This window comes from Sphingopyxis sp. USTB-05 (assembly GCF_023822045.1).
Lineage (GTDB): Bacteria > Pseudomonadota > Alphaproteobacteria > Sphingomonadales > Sphingomonadaceae > Sphingopyxis.
Genome location: NZ_CP084712.1, coordinates 1,806,255 through 1,822,239, shown reverse-complemented (window position 1 = coordinate 1,822,239; position 15,985 = coordinate 1,806,255). Strand labels below are relative to the sequence as shown.

Sequence of the window (15,985 nt, the reverse complement as noted above, 5' to 3'; positions counted from 1 at the left end):
AAATTCTCCTTGAAGGGCCCATCTAGGCCTCTTCGCCGTCTTTTACTAGGTCCAGTTCGCCCATCGCTTCCTCGAAAGCGAGATCGACTGGGTCGAGCAGTCCCGCCGCGCGCAAATCCTCGATTCCCGGCAGGTCCTTGCGGCTCGTGAGGCCGAAATGTTGCAGGAACGCGTCGGTCGTCTTGTATATCAGCGGCCGCCCGGGAACCTCTCGGCGCCCTGCCGGCGCGATCCATTCGGCTTCCATCAGCACGTCGAGCGTACCCTTCGACGTTTGCACGCCGCGGATCGCTTCGATTTCGGCCCGGCTGACGGGCTCGTGATAGGCGACGATGGCCAACACTTCGGCGGCGGCGCGCGACAGTTTGCGCGGGTCGTCGCGTTCGCGGCGAAGCAGATGCGCCAGATCGGCCGGCGTCTGGAAATGCCAGTGGCCGCCCCGCTCGACGAGTTCGATCCCGCTTCCGGCATGACGCGCAGCGATCGTCTGAATGATCGCGCGAACCTCGCCCGGGGTCATTTCGTCGCCGAGCCGCCCCGCGACCTGGCGTGCGTGGAGCGGTTCGTCGCTAGCGAACAGCATCGCCTCTATGGCACGTTCCAGATCGTCGATTGGAGTCATGAAGATGCGGCCTTCAGATAGAGGGGTTCGAATGCACCGTCCTGCCTGAGGTCGACGCGGCCCTGACGTGCCAGTTCGAGTGCGGCGACGAAGCTGGACGCGATCGCCGAGCGGCGGAGCGGCCCGTCATAATCCGCTGGCAGAAAATCGGAGAGCTCGGCCCAGTCGAGCTTTACGCCGAGCAGGCGCTGAAGATGATGGAGCGCGGCGTCGAGCGTGACGACCGGGCGCCGCGAGACCATATGCACGACGGGTTCGGAGCGCAGCTTGACCTGTCCATAGGCCGAAAGAAGATCATAAAGGCTGGCGTCCCAGCGTCGCACCCTGATGTCGCGCAGTCCCTCTGGCTTCGAGCGCAGGAAAACGTCGCGGCCTATCCGGTCGCGCGCAAGCAGCCGCGCCGCCGCATCGCGCATCGCCGCGAGCCGTTGCAGGCGCAGTTGAAGACGCAGTGCGAGTTCATCGGGCGATGGGTCCTCTAGCGGGTCCTTGGGGAGCAACAGCGCCGATTTAAGATAGGCGAGCCAGGCAGCCATCACGAGATAATCGGCCGCAACCTCAAGCTTCAGCTCACGCGCCTCTGCGATGAAGGTCAGATATTGCTCGACGAGTGCGAGGATCGAAATCTGCTTGAGATCGACCTTCTGACCGCGCGCGAGCGTCAGCAGCAGATCGAGCGGTCCTTCCCAGCTTTCGAACGAAAGCTGGAGCGCGTCTTCACGCTCGGGCGCTGCCGGTACGATCTCGAAATCGAGCGGCAGTTCGTCCATCGGCGATCAGGCCGTCGCCAGCAGCGCGTCGCGCTGATCGACGAGCGTCGCGAACTCGCGGCCGTCGCTGTCACCCGAAATCCGGTCCATCGCGCCTTCGAGGCGCGCGCGCGACACGGTGCTGATCGGGTCGAGCGCATTCGCGATCCCCACCATATCGTCCATTTTCGCCCAGCAGTTGAGCGCGATGTCGCAACCCGCGGCGATCGCATTTGCGGCGCGAGAGGGAACGTCGCCCGATAGCGCCTTCATGTCGAGATCGTCGGTCATCAACAGCCCGTGAAATCCGATCCGCTGGCGAATGACGCTATCGATAACCACCGGCGACAGCGTCGCGGGTCGATCGGGATCCCAGGCCTCGAAGATGACATGACAGGTCATCGCCATTGCCGCATCGCGCAGCGCCGCAAAAGGTGCCAGATCGGTCTGCAGATCGCGGTCGGCCGCGGTGACCGTCGGCAAAGCTTCGTGCGTATCGAGCAGCGCGCGGCCATGGCCGGGGATATGCTTCACGATGCCTACTACACCGCCCGCCTGCAATCCGCCAAGGATCGCTCGGCCAAGCGCGGCAACACGCATCGGCTCGCTGCCAAGTGCTCGGTCGCCGATCACATCGCTCGCGCCGGGCTGGCGTACGTCGAGCAGGGGCAGGCAGTCGACGGTGATGCCGACCTCCGACAACATGGCAGCAAGCGCCATTGCGTTCAGCCGCGCAGCCTCGATCGCGCTCGCGGGTGCCCGGTCATAGAGGGCGTCGAACGCTGCGCCGCTTGGGAAAAGTGGCCATTCCGGCGTTCGCATGCGCGCCACGCGCCCACCCTCTTGGTCGATAAGGATCGGCAGATTGGCCCGTCCGTCAATATCGCGAAGCTCGTCGGTCAGGCGCCGTAACTGCTCACGATTTTCGATATTGCGCCCGAACAATATGTAGCCCGTGGGTTCGCTGTCGCGAAAGAAGGCGCGTTCATCATCGGTGAGGGTCAGGCCCGAAAGGCCGAAAATTGCCGGTATCATCGTGCATCAAACTCCATCGATCGCCGCCCCCTCAGACGATGACCAAGCTGCGATCATGCCATGGCGACGGATTTGCACCAACAGAGTCTGCGGCCAAACGGGCCGAATCAGCGAACGACGACGCAATTTTCACCGGCAACGCGCAATTTTCCGCACAAATTCGAAGCGTTGGCTGCGGTTCCTGCCGAAACGCGCAGGCGATAGACCGTGCCATCGCCGATTTTAGCAGGCGAAACCGATTTGTTGAGTTCCGCTAGATAGGCAAAGCGCTTCGAAAGGTTCGTCCACGCCTTCGCTGCCGCAGCGTCGCTGCTAAACGCCCCAAGCTGGATCACCGCTCCACCGGTCGCCACAGGTTTGGCTTCGCCATCGGGCGTTTTTGGCGCCGCTGCCGCCACTTTCGCCTTGTCCGCCGGGCCAGCCTTTGCAGCGCTCGCCTTGGCAGCGGCAGCCTTATCTGCGGCGACCTTCTTGGCCGCAGCCTCGCGTTCCTCGGGCGTCACCGCGGGTTCTTCAGGCATGCGCGTCGGGTCGACCTTGCCGGCAGGCTCGGCGCCTTCGCTGGCCGAGAAGCTCGCATCGCCCTCGCCTTCGAACGTCTTGGCGCCATCGGTCTTGGGCGCGACCTTATAGTCTCCCTGCTGCGCCGCGATCAGTTCACCCTTGCCGCGCGCGCCGCCATTTTGAACCCACCACAGGCCGCCGAGAACCACGCCGATTAGCAGCAAGCCTCCGAGCACCATCACGAGCAAGCGCGCGGGCGAAACTTCGCCATCTTCTTCGAACCCGTCAGCGGCTTCAAGCCAGGGCAGCCGATCCTCGTCCTCAAGGCCGAGCCCAGCGTCGCCCTGCTCCGCATTCTTGTCCCCGGCCATCAGTTCATCTCCTCGATCGCCTCTACCCCCATCAGGGACAGCCCGTTGCGGATAACCTGCCCGATTCCATCGGCCAAATAAAGGCGCGTCGCGGTCAATTCCGGGTCATTGTCCAGAACGATCCGAAGGCCCGCGTCGTCGTTGCCGAGGTTGTACCAAGCATGGAAGGCCGCGGCGACGTCGGCAAGGTAGAAAGCAATCCGGTGCGGTTCACGCGCCGATGCCGCGGCTTCGACGGTCCGCGGAAATTGCGCGAGCAGTTTGATCAGCCCCAGTTCATGCTCGTTAAGCCGCCCAGGTGCCGGGGTAGGCAGCTCGATCCCGGCGTCGGCGGCTTTCTTGCGCAGTCGCGCGATACGGGCGTTGGCATATTGCAGATACCACACGGGATTGTCGCGCGATGCCTCGACTACCTTGGCAAAGTCGAAATCCATTTGGGCATCGGCTTTCCGCGTCAACATCGTGAAGCGGACCGCGTCTTTGCCAACCTCGTCGACGACATCGGCCAGCGTCACGAAATTGCCCGCGCGCTTCGACATCTTGAACGGTTCGCCATTTTTTAGCAGCCGCACCATCTGCACAAGTTTGACGTCGAAACGCGTTTTGCCGCCCGTGAGCGCTGCCACCGCGGCCTTGATCCGCTTGACGGTCCCCGCATGGTCTGCGCCCCAGATATCGATCAGTTCGTCGGCGTTCTGGCTTTTCTGGAAATGATAAGCGAGGTCGGCGCCGAAATAGGTCCAGCTACCGTCCGACTTCTTGATCGGGCGGTCCTGATCGTCGCCGAATTGTGTCGAACGGAACAGCGGCAGTTCGACCGGCTCCCAATCTTCGGGCGTCTCGCCCTTCGGCGCTTCAAGCTGGCCGTCATAGACGAGGTCATGGTCGCGCAGCCATTTCTCTGCGGCGGCCGGCTTGCCCTCGGCCTGCAGCTCGGCTTCGGACGAGAAAAGATCGTGATGAATGCCAAGCTTCGCGAGGTCCGCGCGGATCATGTCCATCATCGCACTGACCGCTTCGGAGCGGAATAGTCCGAGCCAGGCGCTTTCGGGCGCATCGACGAACCGGTCGCCATATTCGGCGGCAAGTTTGTCGCCGACGGGCATCAGATAGTCGCCGGGATAGAGCCCCTCGGGGATGGCGCCGATGTCTTCGCCAAGCGCCTCGCGGTAACGCATGTGGACCGACCGGGCGAGGACATCGACCTGCGCGCCTGCATCGTTGACATAATATTCGCGGATCACTTCGTGCCCGGCATATTCTAGCAGCGCGGCGAGCGCGTCGCCGACGACGGCGCCGCGGCAGTGGCCGACGTGCATCGGGCCAGTTGGGTTCGCCGAGACATATTCGACATTGACGCGACGCCCCTGCCCCATCGCCGAGCGGCCATAATCGCCGCCCTCGCTGAAAATCAGCGCGAGTTCGTCGCGCCAGCTGTCGCTGGCAACGCGCAAGTTGATGAAGCCGGGGCCGGCGACACTCGCCTCTGTCACTTCGTCCAGCGTGCCAAGTTCGGCGACGAGGAGATCCGCGAGCGCGCGCGGGTTCATACCTGCGGGCTTCGCGAGTACCATCGCGGCGTTCGTGGCGACGTCGCCATGTGCGGGATCACGCGGAGGCTCGACGCTTATGGCCGAACGGTCGAGCCCCGAAGGGAGTGCGTCGCGGGCGACCAGCGCATCGAGCGCGGTGCCGATATGGTCGGAAAAGCGGCTGAACAGAGTCACGGGGCTTGGCCTATCTTCGATCGGAAGGACTTGCGCGCGCCCTATAACAGGTGGGCGGGCGCGAAAAGCCCCGCGTCGCACGGCGGCGCGCGGGGCGTGAAAATGCGAACGGCGCCGGAACGCCGCCGCGAGCTTATCGTCGGACGTTATATTCGAGCTGATCCTGCGTCAGTTGGAAGCCGACGAGCAATTCGAAGCTCGAACGCTGCACGGCCGCGCGGACCTCGGGAAGGCTGAGCGGATCGACTGCTGCGTCCTGATCGCCCGCCTTGCGCTTGCGAGTGATGCGTTCCTGTATGTCGGCGGGCAATGTCGACGCCGCACGGTCGACATAGGCCGACGCCTGCCCCCGCCCGGTGCCGCGCACCTGTCCTTCGGCGAAATTCACGGTGACGTTACCGAGCCGCTTCGCAACGACAGCGGTGCCGCCCTGCAGGACGGTCGCATAATAGGGCAAGGTAACCGCGCGCGCCGGTCCGGCATCGCGGCGCGTAGCGACGACGTCGAAGCTGGCAAGCTGATAGACTTTTTCGCCCGTGTCGTTGCACTGCGGGGTGATGTTGGTAATCGCGGCAACCACATCGACGGCGCTGGCATCGCGGCTCGTCGCAGGGTCGAACAGCGTGATATCGCCTGTGTGGAGCGGGATCGCCACTGCCGGGCAAGCACTCCGCGTTGCAGTGATGCCGACGCCGCCCGCGAGATCGATTTCATTATCCTTCGCGCATCCCGCCACCGTCGCCATGGCTGCCGTGCCGCACAGCACGGTCAGAAACTTACGGGACGGAAACGAAATGGACATCATGATAAACGGGCTTTCCAAACAGGCGCTTTGACAGGCGTCGGGACAATTGATCCCGCTTCATGCGCGCCGCTTCTTATCGGTGCGATGAACGCGGCGCAACAAAGAGAACAAGAATGCGGGCGGGGACGAAGCGGCTTTACCCCGGATGGCTTGCTGCGCTAGAGCCCGCGCATCATGAACGCTCCCCATCCGATGACGCACGCAGAAGGCAGTGAAGCGGCAGAACTCAAGGTTTTGATCGCCGCGCCGCGAGGTTTTTGCGCCGGCGTTGACCGCGCGATCCGTATCGTCGAACTCGCGCTCCTGAAATATGGCGCGCCGGTCTATGTCCGGCACGAGATCGTCCACAATCGTTATGTCGTGGACTCGTTGAAGGCCATGGGTGCGATTTTCGTCGAATCGCTCGATCAGGTTCCCGATGGCGTGCCCGTCGTGTTCAGCGCGCACGGCGTGCCCAAAGCGGTCCCCGCAAAGGCCGAGATGCGGGGGCTCGACTATATCGACGCCACCTGCCCGCTTGTATCGAAAGTCCACCGTCAGGCCGAGCGCGTTTACGAGGCCGGACGGCATATCATTTTTGTGGGCCACGCCGGCCATCCGGAAGTCATTGGGACGCTCGGCCAGCTTCCCAAAGGCGCGATGACATTGGTCGAATCGGTCGATGACGTCGCCGCCCTGTCACCCGGCGATCCCGAGATGTTGTCCTTTCTGACGCAAACGACTCTGTCAGTCGACGATACGCGCGATATCATCGCTGCACTCCAGCACCGTTTTCCTGCAATCGCCGGGCCGCGCGGCGAGGACATCTGCTACGCGACGTCGAACCGACAGGACGCAGTGAAGGCCATCGCGGGACAGTGCGATCGCATGATCGTGATCGGCGCTCCCAACAGCTCGAACAGCCTGCGCCTCGTCGAGGTTGCCGAACGGCTCGGAACCCCGGCGCATCTCGTCCAGCGCGGTACTGACGTCGATCCGGCATGGCTTGAGGGCATCGGCACGCTTGGCATTACCGCGGGCGCGAGCGCGCCCGAAACGCTGGTTCGCGAAGTCATCGACGCCGTCGCCGCTGTCCGCTCGGTCGTCGAGGATGTCGTGGTCACCGCCGAAGAAAATATGGTCTTCAAACTGCCGCGCGGGCTCGAAGCTGCCTGATGGCTGTCTACACGCACGTCGAGCCCGACGATCTTGCAACGCTGGTGGCCCGGTATGACATCGGCACGGTCGTTTCGTGCAAAGGCATTGCCGAGGGTGTGGAGAACAGCAACTTCCTGCTCGAAACGACAGGTGGCCGCTTCATTCTGACGCTTTATGAAAAGCGGGTCAGCGAGGGCGACCTCCCCTTCTTTGTCGATCTGCTGAGCCATCTTGCCACCCAGAACTGCCCGGTCCCGGCGATGATCCGCGATCGGAGCGGTGCCGCAATCCAGCAGATATCGGGCCGCGCCGCGTGCGTGATCCAGTTCCTACCCGGTATTTCGCTGACCCAGCCGACCCCTTCTCAGTGCGAAGCGGCGGGTAAAGCGCTCGGCGCGATGCACCGCGCCCTCGAGGATTATTCGGGTGCGCGCGAGAACAGCATGGGCCATAGCCATTGGCGAAGCGTTGCCGAGGCGACCGGCGACCTCGACGTGGTGTTGCTCGGCCTCCAGTCGATCGTCGATGAAGAGCTCGCCTATCTCGATGCGCATTGGCCGCATGACCTGCCCATGCATGTCATTCACGCCGACCTGTTTCCCGACAATGTGTTGATGCTCGGCGACCGGGTCACCGGGCTGATCGACTTCTATTTCGCGGCGAGCGACTTTCGCGCCTATGACTTGGTCATTACGCACGCGTCCTGGGCCTTTTCCACCGACGGGAAATATTGTGACCCTGCCCGCGCCGAAGCGCTGATGCGCGGCTATACCCGCGAGATCACTTTATCTAATGCCGAGGTCGCCGCGCTGCCGCTGCTCGCGCGCGGCGCGTCGCTACGCTTCCTGCTGACGCGCGCGCATGATTGGGTTCATACCCCCGCCGACGCCCTTGTCACGCGCAAGGATCCCTCTCCGTTCCTCGCCCGGCTGCAACGTTATAGCGCCGCCGACGCCGCCGGCTTGTTCGCAGTCGGATGAGCGAGAGCATCGGCAAGACCGTGATCGTCGCCACCGACGGTGCGTGCAAGGGCAACCCGGGGCCCGGCGGATGGGGCGCAGTGCTACGGTGGGGGGATGTAGTGAAGACCCTCTCCGGCGGTGAGCCCGACACAACGAACAATCGCATGGAATTGCTGGCGGCGATCGAGGCACTTGCCGCTCTCAAGCGCAGTTGCAACGTCGAATTGTCGACCGACAGCGTCTATGTTCGCGACGGCATCACCAAATGGGTTTTCGGCTGGCAGAGGAATGGCTGGAAGACGGCGGCGAAAAAGCCGGTCGCCAACGCCGATCTGTGGCAGCGCCTCGTCAAGGAAAATGCCCGGCACAAGGTAGAATGGATTTGGGTGAAGGGCCATGCAGGCCACGGCGACAATGAACTCGCCGACCAACTCGCGAGCGATGCAGCCTTGAAAGTGGCGCGGGCACGCTAAGCGCCCGCGCGCTTCGGTCTTATTCGGTTTCGCGCACTTCTGCGGTCGGCCCATTCTTCAGGATCGACTCGATTGCGTTCTTCGCGGAAGCCTTGCTGCTATAGCCCTCGGTCCAGAAGATGGGTTCGCTATTATATTTGAAATAGGCGACAAATTCGCCGGCCTTGTTCTTCTTGATCTCGAAATAATGGGCCATACCATCCTCCACATGTCGGCGGCGCCCGGGGTGGCGCAGCCAAGCCTATGGTAATCCAGTCGTTTCGTCGCGCAAGCGGTCAGATCGCTCAGCGAAAGCGCGATGCTGCAAAAGGCGCAGGATCGACGCTGCCGATCGCACCGCCGGGCAGCGGCGCGCCCAACTCCGCCGCGAGGAGCGCGGCAATCGCTGGAGAGGTCTGGATGCCGACACCGCCCTGCCCTGCGCACCAGATAAAAGTGCTTTCATGTCGATCGGCGCCGAACACGGGGACGCGGTCGGGTGCGAAGCTGCGCAAGCCTGCCCATTTACGTTCGACGGCCGCGACCGGCCAATCGACCACCGACTGCATCCGGTCGATCGCCAGCGCTACATCGAGTTCTTCAGGCGCAGCATCGTGCGGAGCCGTCGGCGTCTCGTCATGGGGAGTCAGCCAGACGCGCCCCTCGCTCTGACCCTTGAAATAGAATTCGCCGCCAACGTGGACCACCAACGGGAAGTCGGCGGGAACCGGAACTCCCAGCCGGATTTGCATCACCGTCCGGCGATAGGGCTGGATGCCGACTGGCGCGATCCCACATGCCACAGCAACCTCGTCTGCCCATGCCCCGGCGGCGTTGACGATCAGCGCCGCATGGACCCGAGCGCCGCCCAGTTCGACCTCCCAGCCGGCGCTAACGCGGCGCGCGCGCCTCAAGGGCGCGCGCGTGACCAGCCTCGCGCCGGCCCGCTTCGCCGCGCGCAGATAGGCGGCATGGAGGCGGGCGACATCGATATCGCGGCAGGCGGATTCATAGGCGGCTTCGCTCCATTCGGGGCGAAGGCCCGGAATTCTGCCGGAGACCTCGGCACCCGACATCCGTACCACATCCACGCCTTGTGCTGCGAACTCGGCGACGAACGCGTCGACGGCCGCCGCGTCGGACTGCCGGCCCAGGGTCAAGGCTCCGCGCGGCGACAGGAAGCCCATATCCGAAAATTCGGGGTCGGGATTGTTCAGTGCTTCGAAGGACGCGTGGGTCAGCGGCTGCACCGCCACTCCGCCATAACTTTCGTGCCAGAAAGCGGCCGACCTGCCCGTCGCGTGGTAACCGGGGGCCTCCTCGGCCTCTACCAGCATGACTCGGCGAGAGGGCGCGAGCGCTGCCGCTAGGCTCGCGCCGGCGATCCCTGCGCCGACGATCAGCACATCGGTAGTGGAAGGCGGCGCGGCGGTCATGCCCGCCGCATATCGGTTGAACCGCGGAATGCAAGCAGCGCGTGCCAGCAGCATGGTTACTCTTTGGTAAGCCATGTTGCCTATGAGAAAGCCGATGGAAAGCGGCATGATCTCCCTGGGGCTGATGGTCCTGCTCGGCGCGCTGATGATCGCAGCAGCGATCAGCGACCTGCGGTCGCGCAGCATTTCGAACCAACTCAACGCAGCGATAGCGCTGCTTGCAATCCCTTTCTGGATCGCGACCGGCCTGGCCTTTTGGCCCGACGTTCCGATCCAGTTCGGCGCGGCATTCGCCATCTTCCTGATCTTTGCCGGACTGTTCGCTGTCGGCGCGATGGGTGGCGGCGATGTCAAAATGATCGGCGCGGTGATGCTTTGGATCCCGCTACCCCTATTCGTCCCAATGCTGACGATCATGGCGGTCGCCGGCGGCATCCTGTCGGCAGTGATGCTTATCCATATGAAATTGCGTCCTTCGGACAAGCCGGTCGAGGTCCCCTATGGGGTCGCCATCGCCGCAGCAGGCCTTTGGGCGCTTCACCAACAATATCTTAACCAGTTTCAGGTTATCGGATGACCTGAGGGAAAAGCACGACCGTCTCTGGTGGGTGCAGGAGGGCGACAAATCGTCATGGATACGCGAAAGATTATGCTGATCGTCGGCGCGCTGGTGATTGCCATCGGCGCGGCGTTCGGGGTCAACCAGATTATGCGCGGAGCGGCGGCGCCACAGGCCCGCGCGGCCGCGGCACCGGAGATTACCGGTCCGATGATCCTCGTTGCGACACGGCAGTTGCCCGTCGGTACGATCGTTGGCCCGGACAGCTTCCGCTTTCAGCCCTGGCCGAAGGAACTGGTCGAAAAGGCCTATTTCATGAAGGACAAGACCGACGTGAATACGCTGGTCGGGACCGTCGTGCGCTATCCAATCACGGCGGGCCAGCCCCTGACACAGGGCGCTCTGGTCCATCCCGACGACCGCGGCTTCCTCGCTGCGGCGCTTGGCCCGGGCATGCGTGCCGTCACGGTCAAGGTCAGCCAGGAACAAGGCGTCGCCGGGTTCGTTTTTCCGGGTGACCGCGTCGACGTGGTTCTCGCGCAGCGCATCTCGGTCGATTCGGAGAACTCGAGCTATCCAGACAAGGAATTGTTCACCGCCGAAACGATCGTCCGTAACGTCCGTATTCTGGCGACTGACCAGCGCTTTGATGCCGAAGACGAAACGGGGAAGACCCCGGTCCGCACCTTCGGTTCGGTGACTCTCGAAGCAACACCCGAAATCGCCGAAAAGATCGCCGTCGCGCAGGACATGGGCAAACTTTCGCTCGCGCTGCGTCCACTGGCCGAAAGCGCCGGCGAACTCGACGCGGCAATCGCGTCGGGCGAAGTCAATGTTCCGGCCACTGGCGGCGCTAATGCTGAACGGAAGATGCTGGCCGAAGCCGCTGCACGTCCGACCTCGAGCCGCTCGTCGGCGACGACCGGTGGCGACGTCTCGCGCTTCTGGATCCCGGTACGCGGCCGTGTGACGGCACCGCGGGCACCGCAGGCGTCAACGAACAACAGCGGTTCCACGCAATCCTATGGGGGGCGCCCCGTGTCCGTTCCGACCGGTCCGGTCGTGCGCGTGACCCGCGGCGACAAGATGACCGAAGTTCCGGTCGGGGGTAAGTAAGATGAACAGCACAGCCAAACTCAAGGCGGCGGCCATGGCCCGCACCCTGGCGATAGGCCTCGTCGCAGCCACTCTGGCAGCAGCTCCTTCGGCGCCCGTTATCGCACAGGCCGTCCAGAACGCGAGCAGCAGCATCGAACTATCGGTGGGCCGCGGCCGGCTGGTCAGCCTTCCCGCCTCGATGTCCGACGTCTTTGTCGCCAATGACGAAGTCGCCGACGTCCAGGTGCGTTCGGGTCGCCAGCTCTACATCTTTGGCAAAAAGCCCGGAGAAACCAGCATCTATGCCACCGATGCCAGCGGCCGCGTCGTTTTCTCGACCGTCGCCCGCGTCGGCAACAACATCGAGACGATCGATCAGATGCTTTCGCTCGCGATGCCGGACGCCAGTATTTCGGCGAACCCGATGAACGGCTTCGTGCTGCTCACGGGAACGGTGAAATCGCCTGACGATGCCGCCGAAGCCGAACGGCTGGTACAGGCTTTTGTCGGCGAAGAGACCAAGGTTCTATCGCGTCTTCGCACGGCGACACCGCTGCAAGTCAATCTGCAGGTCCGGATCGCCGAAGTAAACCGCTCGCTGGTCAAGGAAATCAGCGGCAACGTCCTGACCCGCGATTCGACGGGCGGCTTCTTGGCCGGAGTCTTCGGTGGCCGGAACCCCGGCACGATTACGCCGGTCCCTGCGCCGACGGCGGTGTTCCCCGGTAGCCCCGTGCCCCGCCCGTACGATCCCGTCACAGGCCAGCCGATCAATTCGCCGTACCTTGGCACTCAATATCAGGTCACGACGCCGACGGGTACGCGCAGCCTCGCGGGCGCTGGCCGCCTGTTCGGTCTCGATCTGATCGCTTCGCTCGATATCGGCGAACGCTCGGGTCTGGTCGCTACGCTGGCGCAGCCAAATTTGACCGCCATTTCGGGCGAAACCGCTGACTTCCTGGCAGGCGGCGAGTTTCCCGTGCCGATCCCGGGCAATTTCGCCGGGACGACAATCGAATATCGCAAATATGGTGTCAGCCTGGCTTATACGCCGACGGTGTTGTCCAACGGCCGGATCAGCCTGCGTGTCCGCCCCGAAGTGTCGGAACTGTCGACCGAGGGCGCGATCGAAATGCAGGGCTTTCAGGTTCCGGCTCTCACGATCCGCCGCGCCGAAACTACGGTCGAGCTGGGCTCGGGCGAGAGTTTCATGATCGCGGGGCTGCTAAACAACCGGTCTATCGGTGCCATCGACAAGCTTCCCGGCCTCGGCGATGTCCCGGTGCTCGGCATGCTGTTCAAATCGGACAGCTTCCGCCGTGGCGAAACCGAACTCGTCATCGTCGTGACGCCGTATCTGGTCCAGCCGGTGTCCGCAAATGACATCAAGCTTCCCACCGATGCCTATCAGGACCCGAACGATCTTCAGCGCCTCCTGCTCAACCAGACCAGCAATGGCGTAACTGGCGGCGACCGCCCCAAACCGCGGCTCGATACCAGCGTCGGCGATGCCGATCGTCCGCGGGGCAGCGGCGACGCGTCGCCCGGTTTCAGCATCAAGTGACGCGCCGGATTTCAGGAGCAAAGTGATGAAAAAAATCGCAACTTGGACGGTTCTGGCTGTGGCCACGTCGCTCGCCGGCTGTACCGGTGCCGCCAATAGCAACCACAGTCTGGACTCGGTGCACCAGCCGGTCGTGCGCAACAGCATCTATCAGTTTGATGTTGCGGCGGCCAACGGCGAACTGCCTCCGAGCGAACAGGGTCGCCTGCAGGGCTGGCTCGACGCGATGGGAGTTCGCTACGGCGACCGCGTCGCACTTGAGGACCCGTCGCTCTATGGTTCAAGCGCTGCACAGGCGACGGTCCGTGCGATGGTCGAGCGCCGCGGATTGCTGCTCAGCACCGACGTTCCGGTCACGACCGGAGCCGTGCCCGACGGCCACATGCGCATCGTCGTGACGCGGGCATCGGCATCGGTACCTGGCTGTCCCAACTGGGAGAGCAAGTCGTCGATCAATCCGACCAATTCGACATCGTCGAACTATGGCTGCGCGACGAACAGCAATCTTGCTGCGATGGTCGCCGATCCGAACGACCTGATCAAGGGCGCCAGCAATACCGGCAGCGACCCGGCCGCGGCAACGCGCGCGATCCAGACCTATCGTACCAAACCCCAGACCGGTGCCGGCGAACTGACCAAGGCACCCACCAGCGGAGGCAGCCAGTGAACGCTCCTTTCAAATCAGCAGGATTGCGCGATCCGTTTAATGCCTTCGTCTGCGATGACGATACGCTCGAGCTGATCCGCGCCGCGGCCAACGACATGGGCTGGCCGATCGAAAAGTGTAACAAGGGCGGCCTGCGCAATGCGGTGCAATCGCTGTCGGTGTCGGCCAGCCCGAACATCCTGTTTGTCGACATGTCTGAATCAGGCGACCCGATCAACGACATCAATGCGCTGGCGGAGGTCTGCGAGCCGGGCACCGTCGTGATTGCCGCGGGTCAGGTCAACGACGTTCGGCTGTACCGCGATCTGCTGTCCAGCGGCATCCAGGATTATCTCCTGAAGCCGCTTTCGCTCGAACAGGTCCGCGAATCGCTCACGATGGCGCAAGCCATGCTGTCGGCGCCGAAACATGCCGATATGCACGACGACAAGCCGCATCACATGATGGGTGTTGTCGGCGTTCGCGGCGGTGTCGGCGCGTCGCTCGTCGCGACTTCGCTTGCGTGGGCGATCAGCGAGCAGGCTGGCCGTCAGACCGCGCTGCTCGATCTCGACGTTCATTTCGGCACGGGCGCACTGACGCTCGATCTCGAACCGGGCCGCGGCCTGATCGATGCGATCGACAACCCCAGCCGTATCGACGGGCTTTTCATCGAGCGCGCGATGGTGCGCGCATCGGACAAGCTCAGCCTGTTGTCGGCGGAAGCGCCGATCCATCAGCCGGTGATGACCGATGGCTCTGCCTTTTTCCAGCTGGAAGAGGAACTTCGCTCGGCATTCGAGATGACGATCGTCGACATTCCGCGACAGGTACTGATCCCCTTCCCGCACCTTGTGTCTGAAGCCGGCACGATCCTGCTCGTTAGCGACGTTACGCTTGCCGCGGCGCGCGACACGATCCGGCTCTTGTCCTGGTTCAAGCAGAATATTCCGGGCGCGCGTGTCGTCTTGGTCGCGAACAAGTTTCAGAACGCCATCGGCGAACTGTCGCGCAAGGAATTTGAATCTTCGATCGAACGTCCGATCGACATCGTCATTCCATTCGACCCCAAGCTGGTCGCCCAGTCGGCAAAGCTCGGCAAATCCTATGCTGAAACCTGCAAAGGCACGAAGGCGGCGCAGGTATGGAATAATCTGATGCGCATCATCCTCGAAGGCGCTGATGTCGAAGCCGAGGAAGCGCAGATTGTCGCGGCGAAGGGCAAATCGGGCGGTTCGCTGCTCGGCAAGCTCGGGCTGACGAAAAAGGGCGTGAAACAAGCGGCGTGATGGCGGCCCCCGGGCCGTCGCCACGTCCAGCGATAGAAGCGGGCATCAGCTGACCATGAATCTGCCAGTCATCCTTATCATCGCAGGGGCCTTCCTGGCTTTTGCCCTCCTCATGTTCCTGCTCGGCGGACCGTCGTCCGGAAAGGCGAAGACGCGGCGGCTGGCGATGGTCAAGGACCGTCACGCGAACTCGACCGAAGCCGTAGTTGCGGCCCAGATGCGCAAAACGATTCAGTCAGGACGCAAGGGTGATTCATCGCTGACCGCGCTGCTTCCCCGTCGCGACGAGTTGGAGAAGCGGATACGCAGGACCGGCAAGAGCTGGACCCTCACGCAATATATGTTCGCGTCGATGATCGTGTTCGTCGTGGTAACCGGCGCCATGCTCATCGTTCGCGCGCCAATTCTGATGGCCGGGCTGGTCGGCTTGTTCCTCGCGCTCGGCTTGCCCTATTTTGTTGTCGGATCGGCGATCAAGCGGCGCATCGCCAAATTCAACGCCCGCTTTCCTGATGCGATCGACCTTCTGGTACGCGGTCTGAAGTCGGGTTTGCCGGTCACCGAAACCTTCCAGGTCGTCAGCCACGAGCTACCCGGCCCCGTCGGCGAGGAGTTCAAGGGCATCATTGAACGCATCCGCATCGGCAACACGATGGAAGCGGCATTGCAGGAATCGGCCGATATGCTCGGCACTCCCGAATTCCAGTTCTTTTGCATCACGATCCAGATTCAGCGCGAAACCGGCGGCAATCTGGCCGAAACGCTGGCCAATCTGTCGGACGTTCTGCGCAAGCGCGCTCAGATGAAGCTCAAAATTCGTGCGATGTCGTCGGAAGCGAAGGCTTCCGCCTATATCGTCGGCTCGTTGCCCTTCTTCGTCTTCGGCGTCGTCTGGTCGATGAACCCCAGCTATCTGGGAGGCTTCTTCTACGAAGAGCGCCTCATCATCGCCGGGTTGGGTGGTCTCATCTGGATGAGCATCGGCGCCGGCATCATGGCCAAAATGGTCAACTTTGAAATCTGAGGGGG

17 protein-coding genes are annotated in these 15,985 nt (G+C 63.1%); 9 read left to right on the top strand and 8 right to left on the bottom strand.

All coding sequences use genetic code 11. The annotated features are described in order from the left end of the window. Window positions 1–22: 22 nt before the first annotated feature. The 6 genes from scpB to KEC45_RS08170 all read right to left on the bottom strand — a co-directional run bounded on the left by scpB (window position 23) and on the right by KEC45_RS08170 (window position 5,813). Complete coding sequence (gene scpB, locus KEC45_RS08195; RefSeq protein ID WP_252171924.1) at window positions 23–622, bottom strand: SMC-Scp complex subunit ScpB; 600 nt, start codon at window positions 620–622, stop codon at window positions 23–25. Beyond that, window positions 619–1,392: a ScpA family protein gene (locus KEC45_RS08190; RefSeq protein WP_062180877.1), complete on the bottom strand. Its 774-nt coding sequence runs from the start codon at window positions 1,390–1,392 to the stop codon at window positions 619–621. Before KEC45_RS08190 ends, scpB begins: the two co-directional genes overlap by 4 nt. Window positions 1,393–1,398: 6 nt before the next feature. Beyond that, entirely contained in the window at window positions 1,399–2,406 is a 1,008-nt protein-coding gene (nagZ, locus tag KEC45_RS08185; RefSeq protein ID WP_062180880.1) for a beta-N-acetylhexosaminidase, read from the bottom strand. 107 nt (window positions 2,407–2,513) lie between these two features. Next, window positions 2,514–3,281 carry an SPOR domain-containing protein gene (locus tag KEC45_RS08180; RefSeq protein ID WP_062180883.1) on the bottom strand — a complete coding sequence of 256 codons (768 nt, stop codon included), beginning with the start codon at window positions 3,279–3,281 and terminating at the stop codon, window positions 2,514–2,516. Beyond that, window positions 3,281–5,008: an arginine--tRNA ligase gene (argS, locus tag KEC45_RS08175; RefSeq protein WP_252171923.1), complete on the bottom strand. Its 1,728-nt coding sequence runs from the start codon at window positions 5,006–5,008 to the stop codon at window positions 3,281–3,283. The genes KEC45_RS08180 and argS overlap by 1 nt, the downstream gene beginning before the upstream one ends. A gap of 133 nt (window positions 5,009–5,141) precedes the next feature. Continuing rightward, a complete protein-coding gene (locus tag KEC45_RS08170; RefSeq protein WP_062180890.1) occupies window positions 5,142–5,813 on the bottom strand; it encodes a hypothetical protein in 672 nt (223 codons plus the stop codon). A gap of 174 nt (window positions 5,814–5,987) precedes the next feature. On the opposite strand from KEC45_RS08170, the gene ispH reads away from it, so the two are divergent. From ispH to rnhA, 3 genes are read left to right on the top strand one after another with little or no spacing between them, the layout of a single operon-like run. Continuing rightward, window positions 5,988–6,968 (top strand): 4-hydroxy-3-methylbut-2-enyl diphosphate reductase, encoded by a 981-nt coding sequence (ispH, locus tag KEC45_RS08165; RefSeq protein WP_252171922.1) that lies wholly within the window; start codon window positions 5,988–5,990, stop codon window positions 6,966–6,968. Beyond that, complete coding sequence (gene thrB / locus KEC45_RS08160) at window positions 6,968–7,930, top strand: homoserine kinase (RefSeq protein ID WP_252171921.1); 963 nt, start codon at window positions 6,968–6,970, stop codon at window positions 7,928–7,930. The genes ispH and thrB overlap by 1 nt, the downstream gene beginning before the upstream one ends. Continuing rightward, complete coding sequence (gene rnhA / locus KEC45_RS08155) at window positions 7,927–8,385, top strand: ribonuclease HI (protein WP_062180899.1); 459 nt, start codon at window positions 7,927–7,929, stop codon at window positions 8,383–8,385. The genes thrB and rnhA overlap by 4 nt, the downstream gene beginning before the upstream one ends. A 19-nt stretch (window positions 8,386–8,404) precedes the next feature. On the opposite strand, the gene KEC45_RS08150 is transcribed toward rnhA, so the two are convergent. Both KEC45_RS08150 and KEC45_RS08145 read right to left on the bottom strand, forming a co-directional pair. Next, window positions 8,405–8,581, bottom strand: a complete 177-nt coding sequence (locus KEC45_RS08150) for a DUF1508 domain-containing protein (protein WP_083435781.1) — start codon at window positions 8,579–8,581, stop codon at window positions 8,405–8,407. Between the two features lie 88 nt (window positions 8,582–8,669). After that, window positions 8,670–9,800 carry an FAD-binding oxidoreductase gene (locus KEC45_RS08145; protein WP_062183916.1) on the bottom strand — a complete coding sequence of 377 codons (1,131 nt, stop codon included), beginning with the start codon at window positions 9,798–9,800 and terminating at the stop codon, window positions 8,670–8,672. A 106-nt stretch (window positions 9,801–9,906) separates the two neighbouring features. Between KEC45_RS08145 and KEC45_RS08140 the strand changes: the two genes are divergently transcribed. The 6 genes from KEC45_RS08140 to KEC45_RS08115 are packed head-to-tail and all read left to right on the top strand — an operon-like array spanning window position 9,907 to window position 15,980. Next, window positions 9,907–10,377 carry a prepilin peptidase gene (locus tag KEC45_RS08140; RefSeq protein ID WP_238586648.1) on the top strand — a complete coding sequence of 157 codons (471 nt, stop codon included), beginning with the start codon at window positions 9,907–9,909 and terminating at the stop codon, window positions 10,375–10,377. A gap of 54 nt (window positions 10,378–10,431) precedes the next feature. Next, entirely contained in the window at window positions 10,432–11,475 is a 1,044-nt protein-coding gene (gene cpaB, locus KEC45_RS08135) for a Flp pilus assembly protein CpaB (RefSeq protein WP_062180905.1), read from the top strand. A gap of 34 nt (window positions 11,476–11,509) precedes the next feature. Continuing rightward, window positions 11,510–13,021 (top strand): type II and III secretion system protein family protein, encoded by a 1,512-nt coding sequence (locus KEC45_RS08130; protein ID WP_238586649.1) that lies wholly within the window; start codon window positions 11,510–11,512, stop codon window positions 13,019–13,021. A gap of 25 nt (window positions 13,022–13,046) precedes the next feature. After that, a complete protein-coding gene (locus KEC45_RS08125) occupies window positions 13,047–13,688 on the top strand; it encodes a CpaD family pilus assembly protein (protein WP_062180912.1) in 642 nt (213 codons plus the stop codon). Next, window positions 13,685–14,956, top strand: coding sequence for a pilus assembly protein CpaE (locus KEC45_RS08120; RefSeq protein WP_062180915.1), 1,272 nt, complete (start codon window positions 13,685–13,687; stop codon window positions 14,954–14,956). The genes KEC45_RS08125 and KEC45_RS08120 overlap by 4 nt, the downstream gene beginning before the upstream one ends. A 55-nt stretch (window positions 14,957–15,011) precedes the next feature. Further along, window positions 15,012–15,980 carry a type II secretion system F family protein gene (locus tag KEC45_RS08115; protein WP_252171920.1) on the top strand — a complete coding sequence of 323 codons (969 nt, stop codon included), beginning with the start codon at window positions 15,012–15,014 and terminating at the stop codon, window positions 15,978–15,980. The last annotated feature ends 5 nt before the right edge of the window (window positions 15,981–15,985 follow it).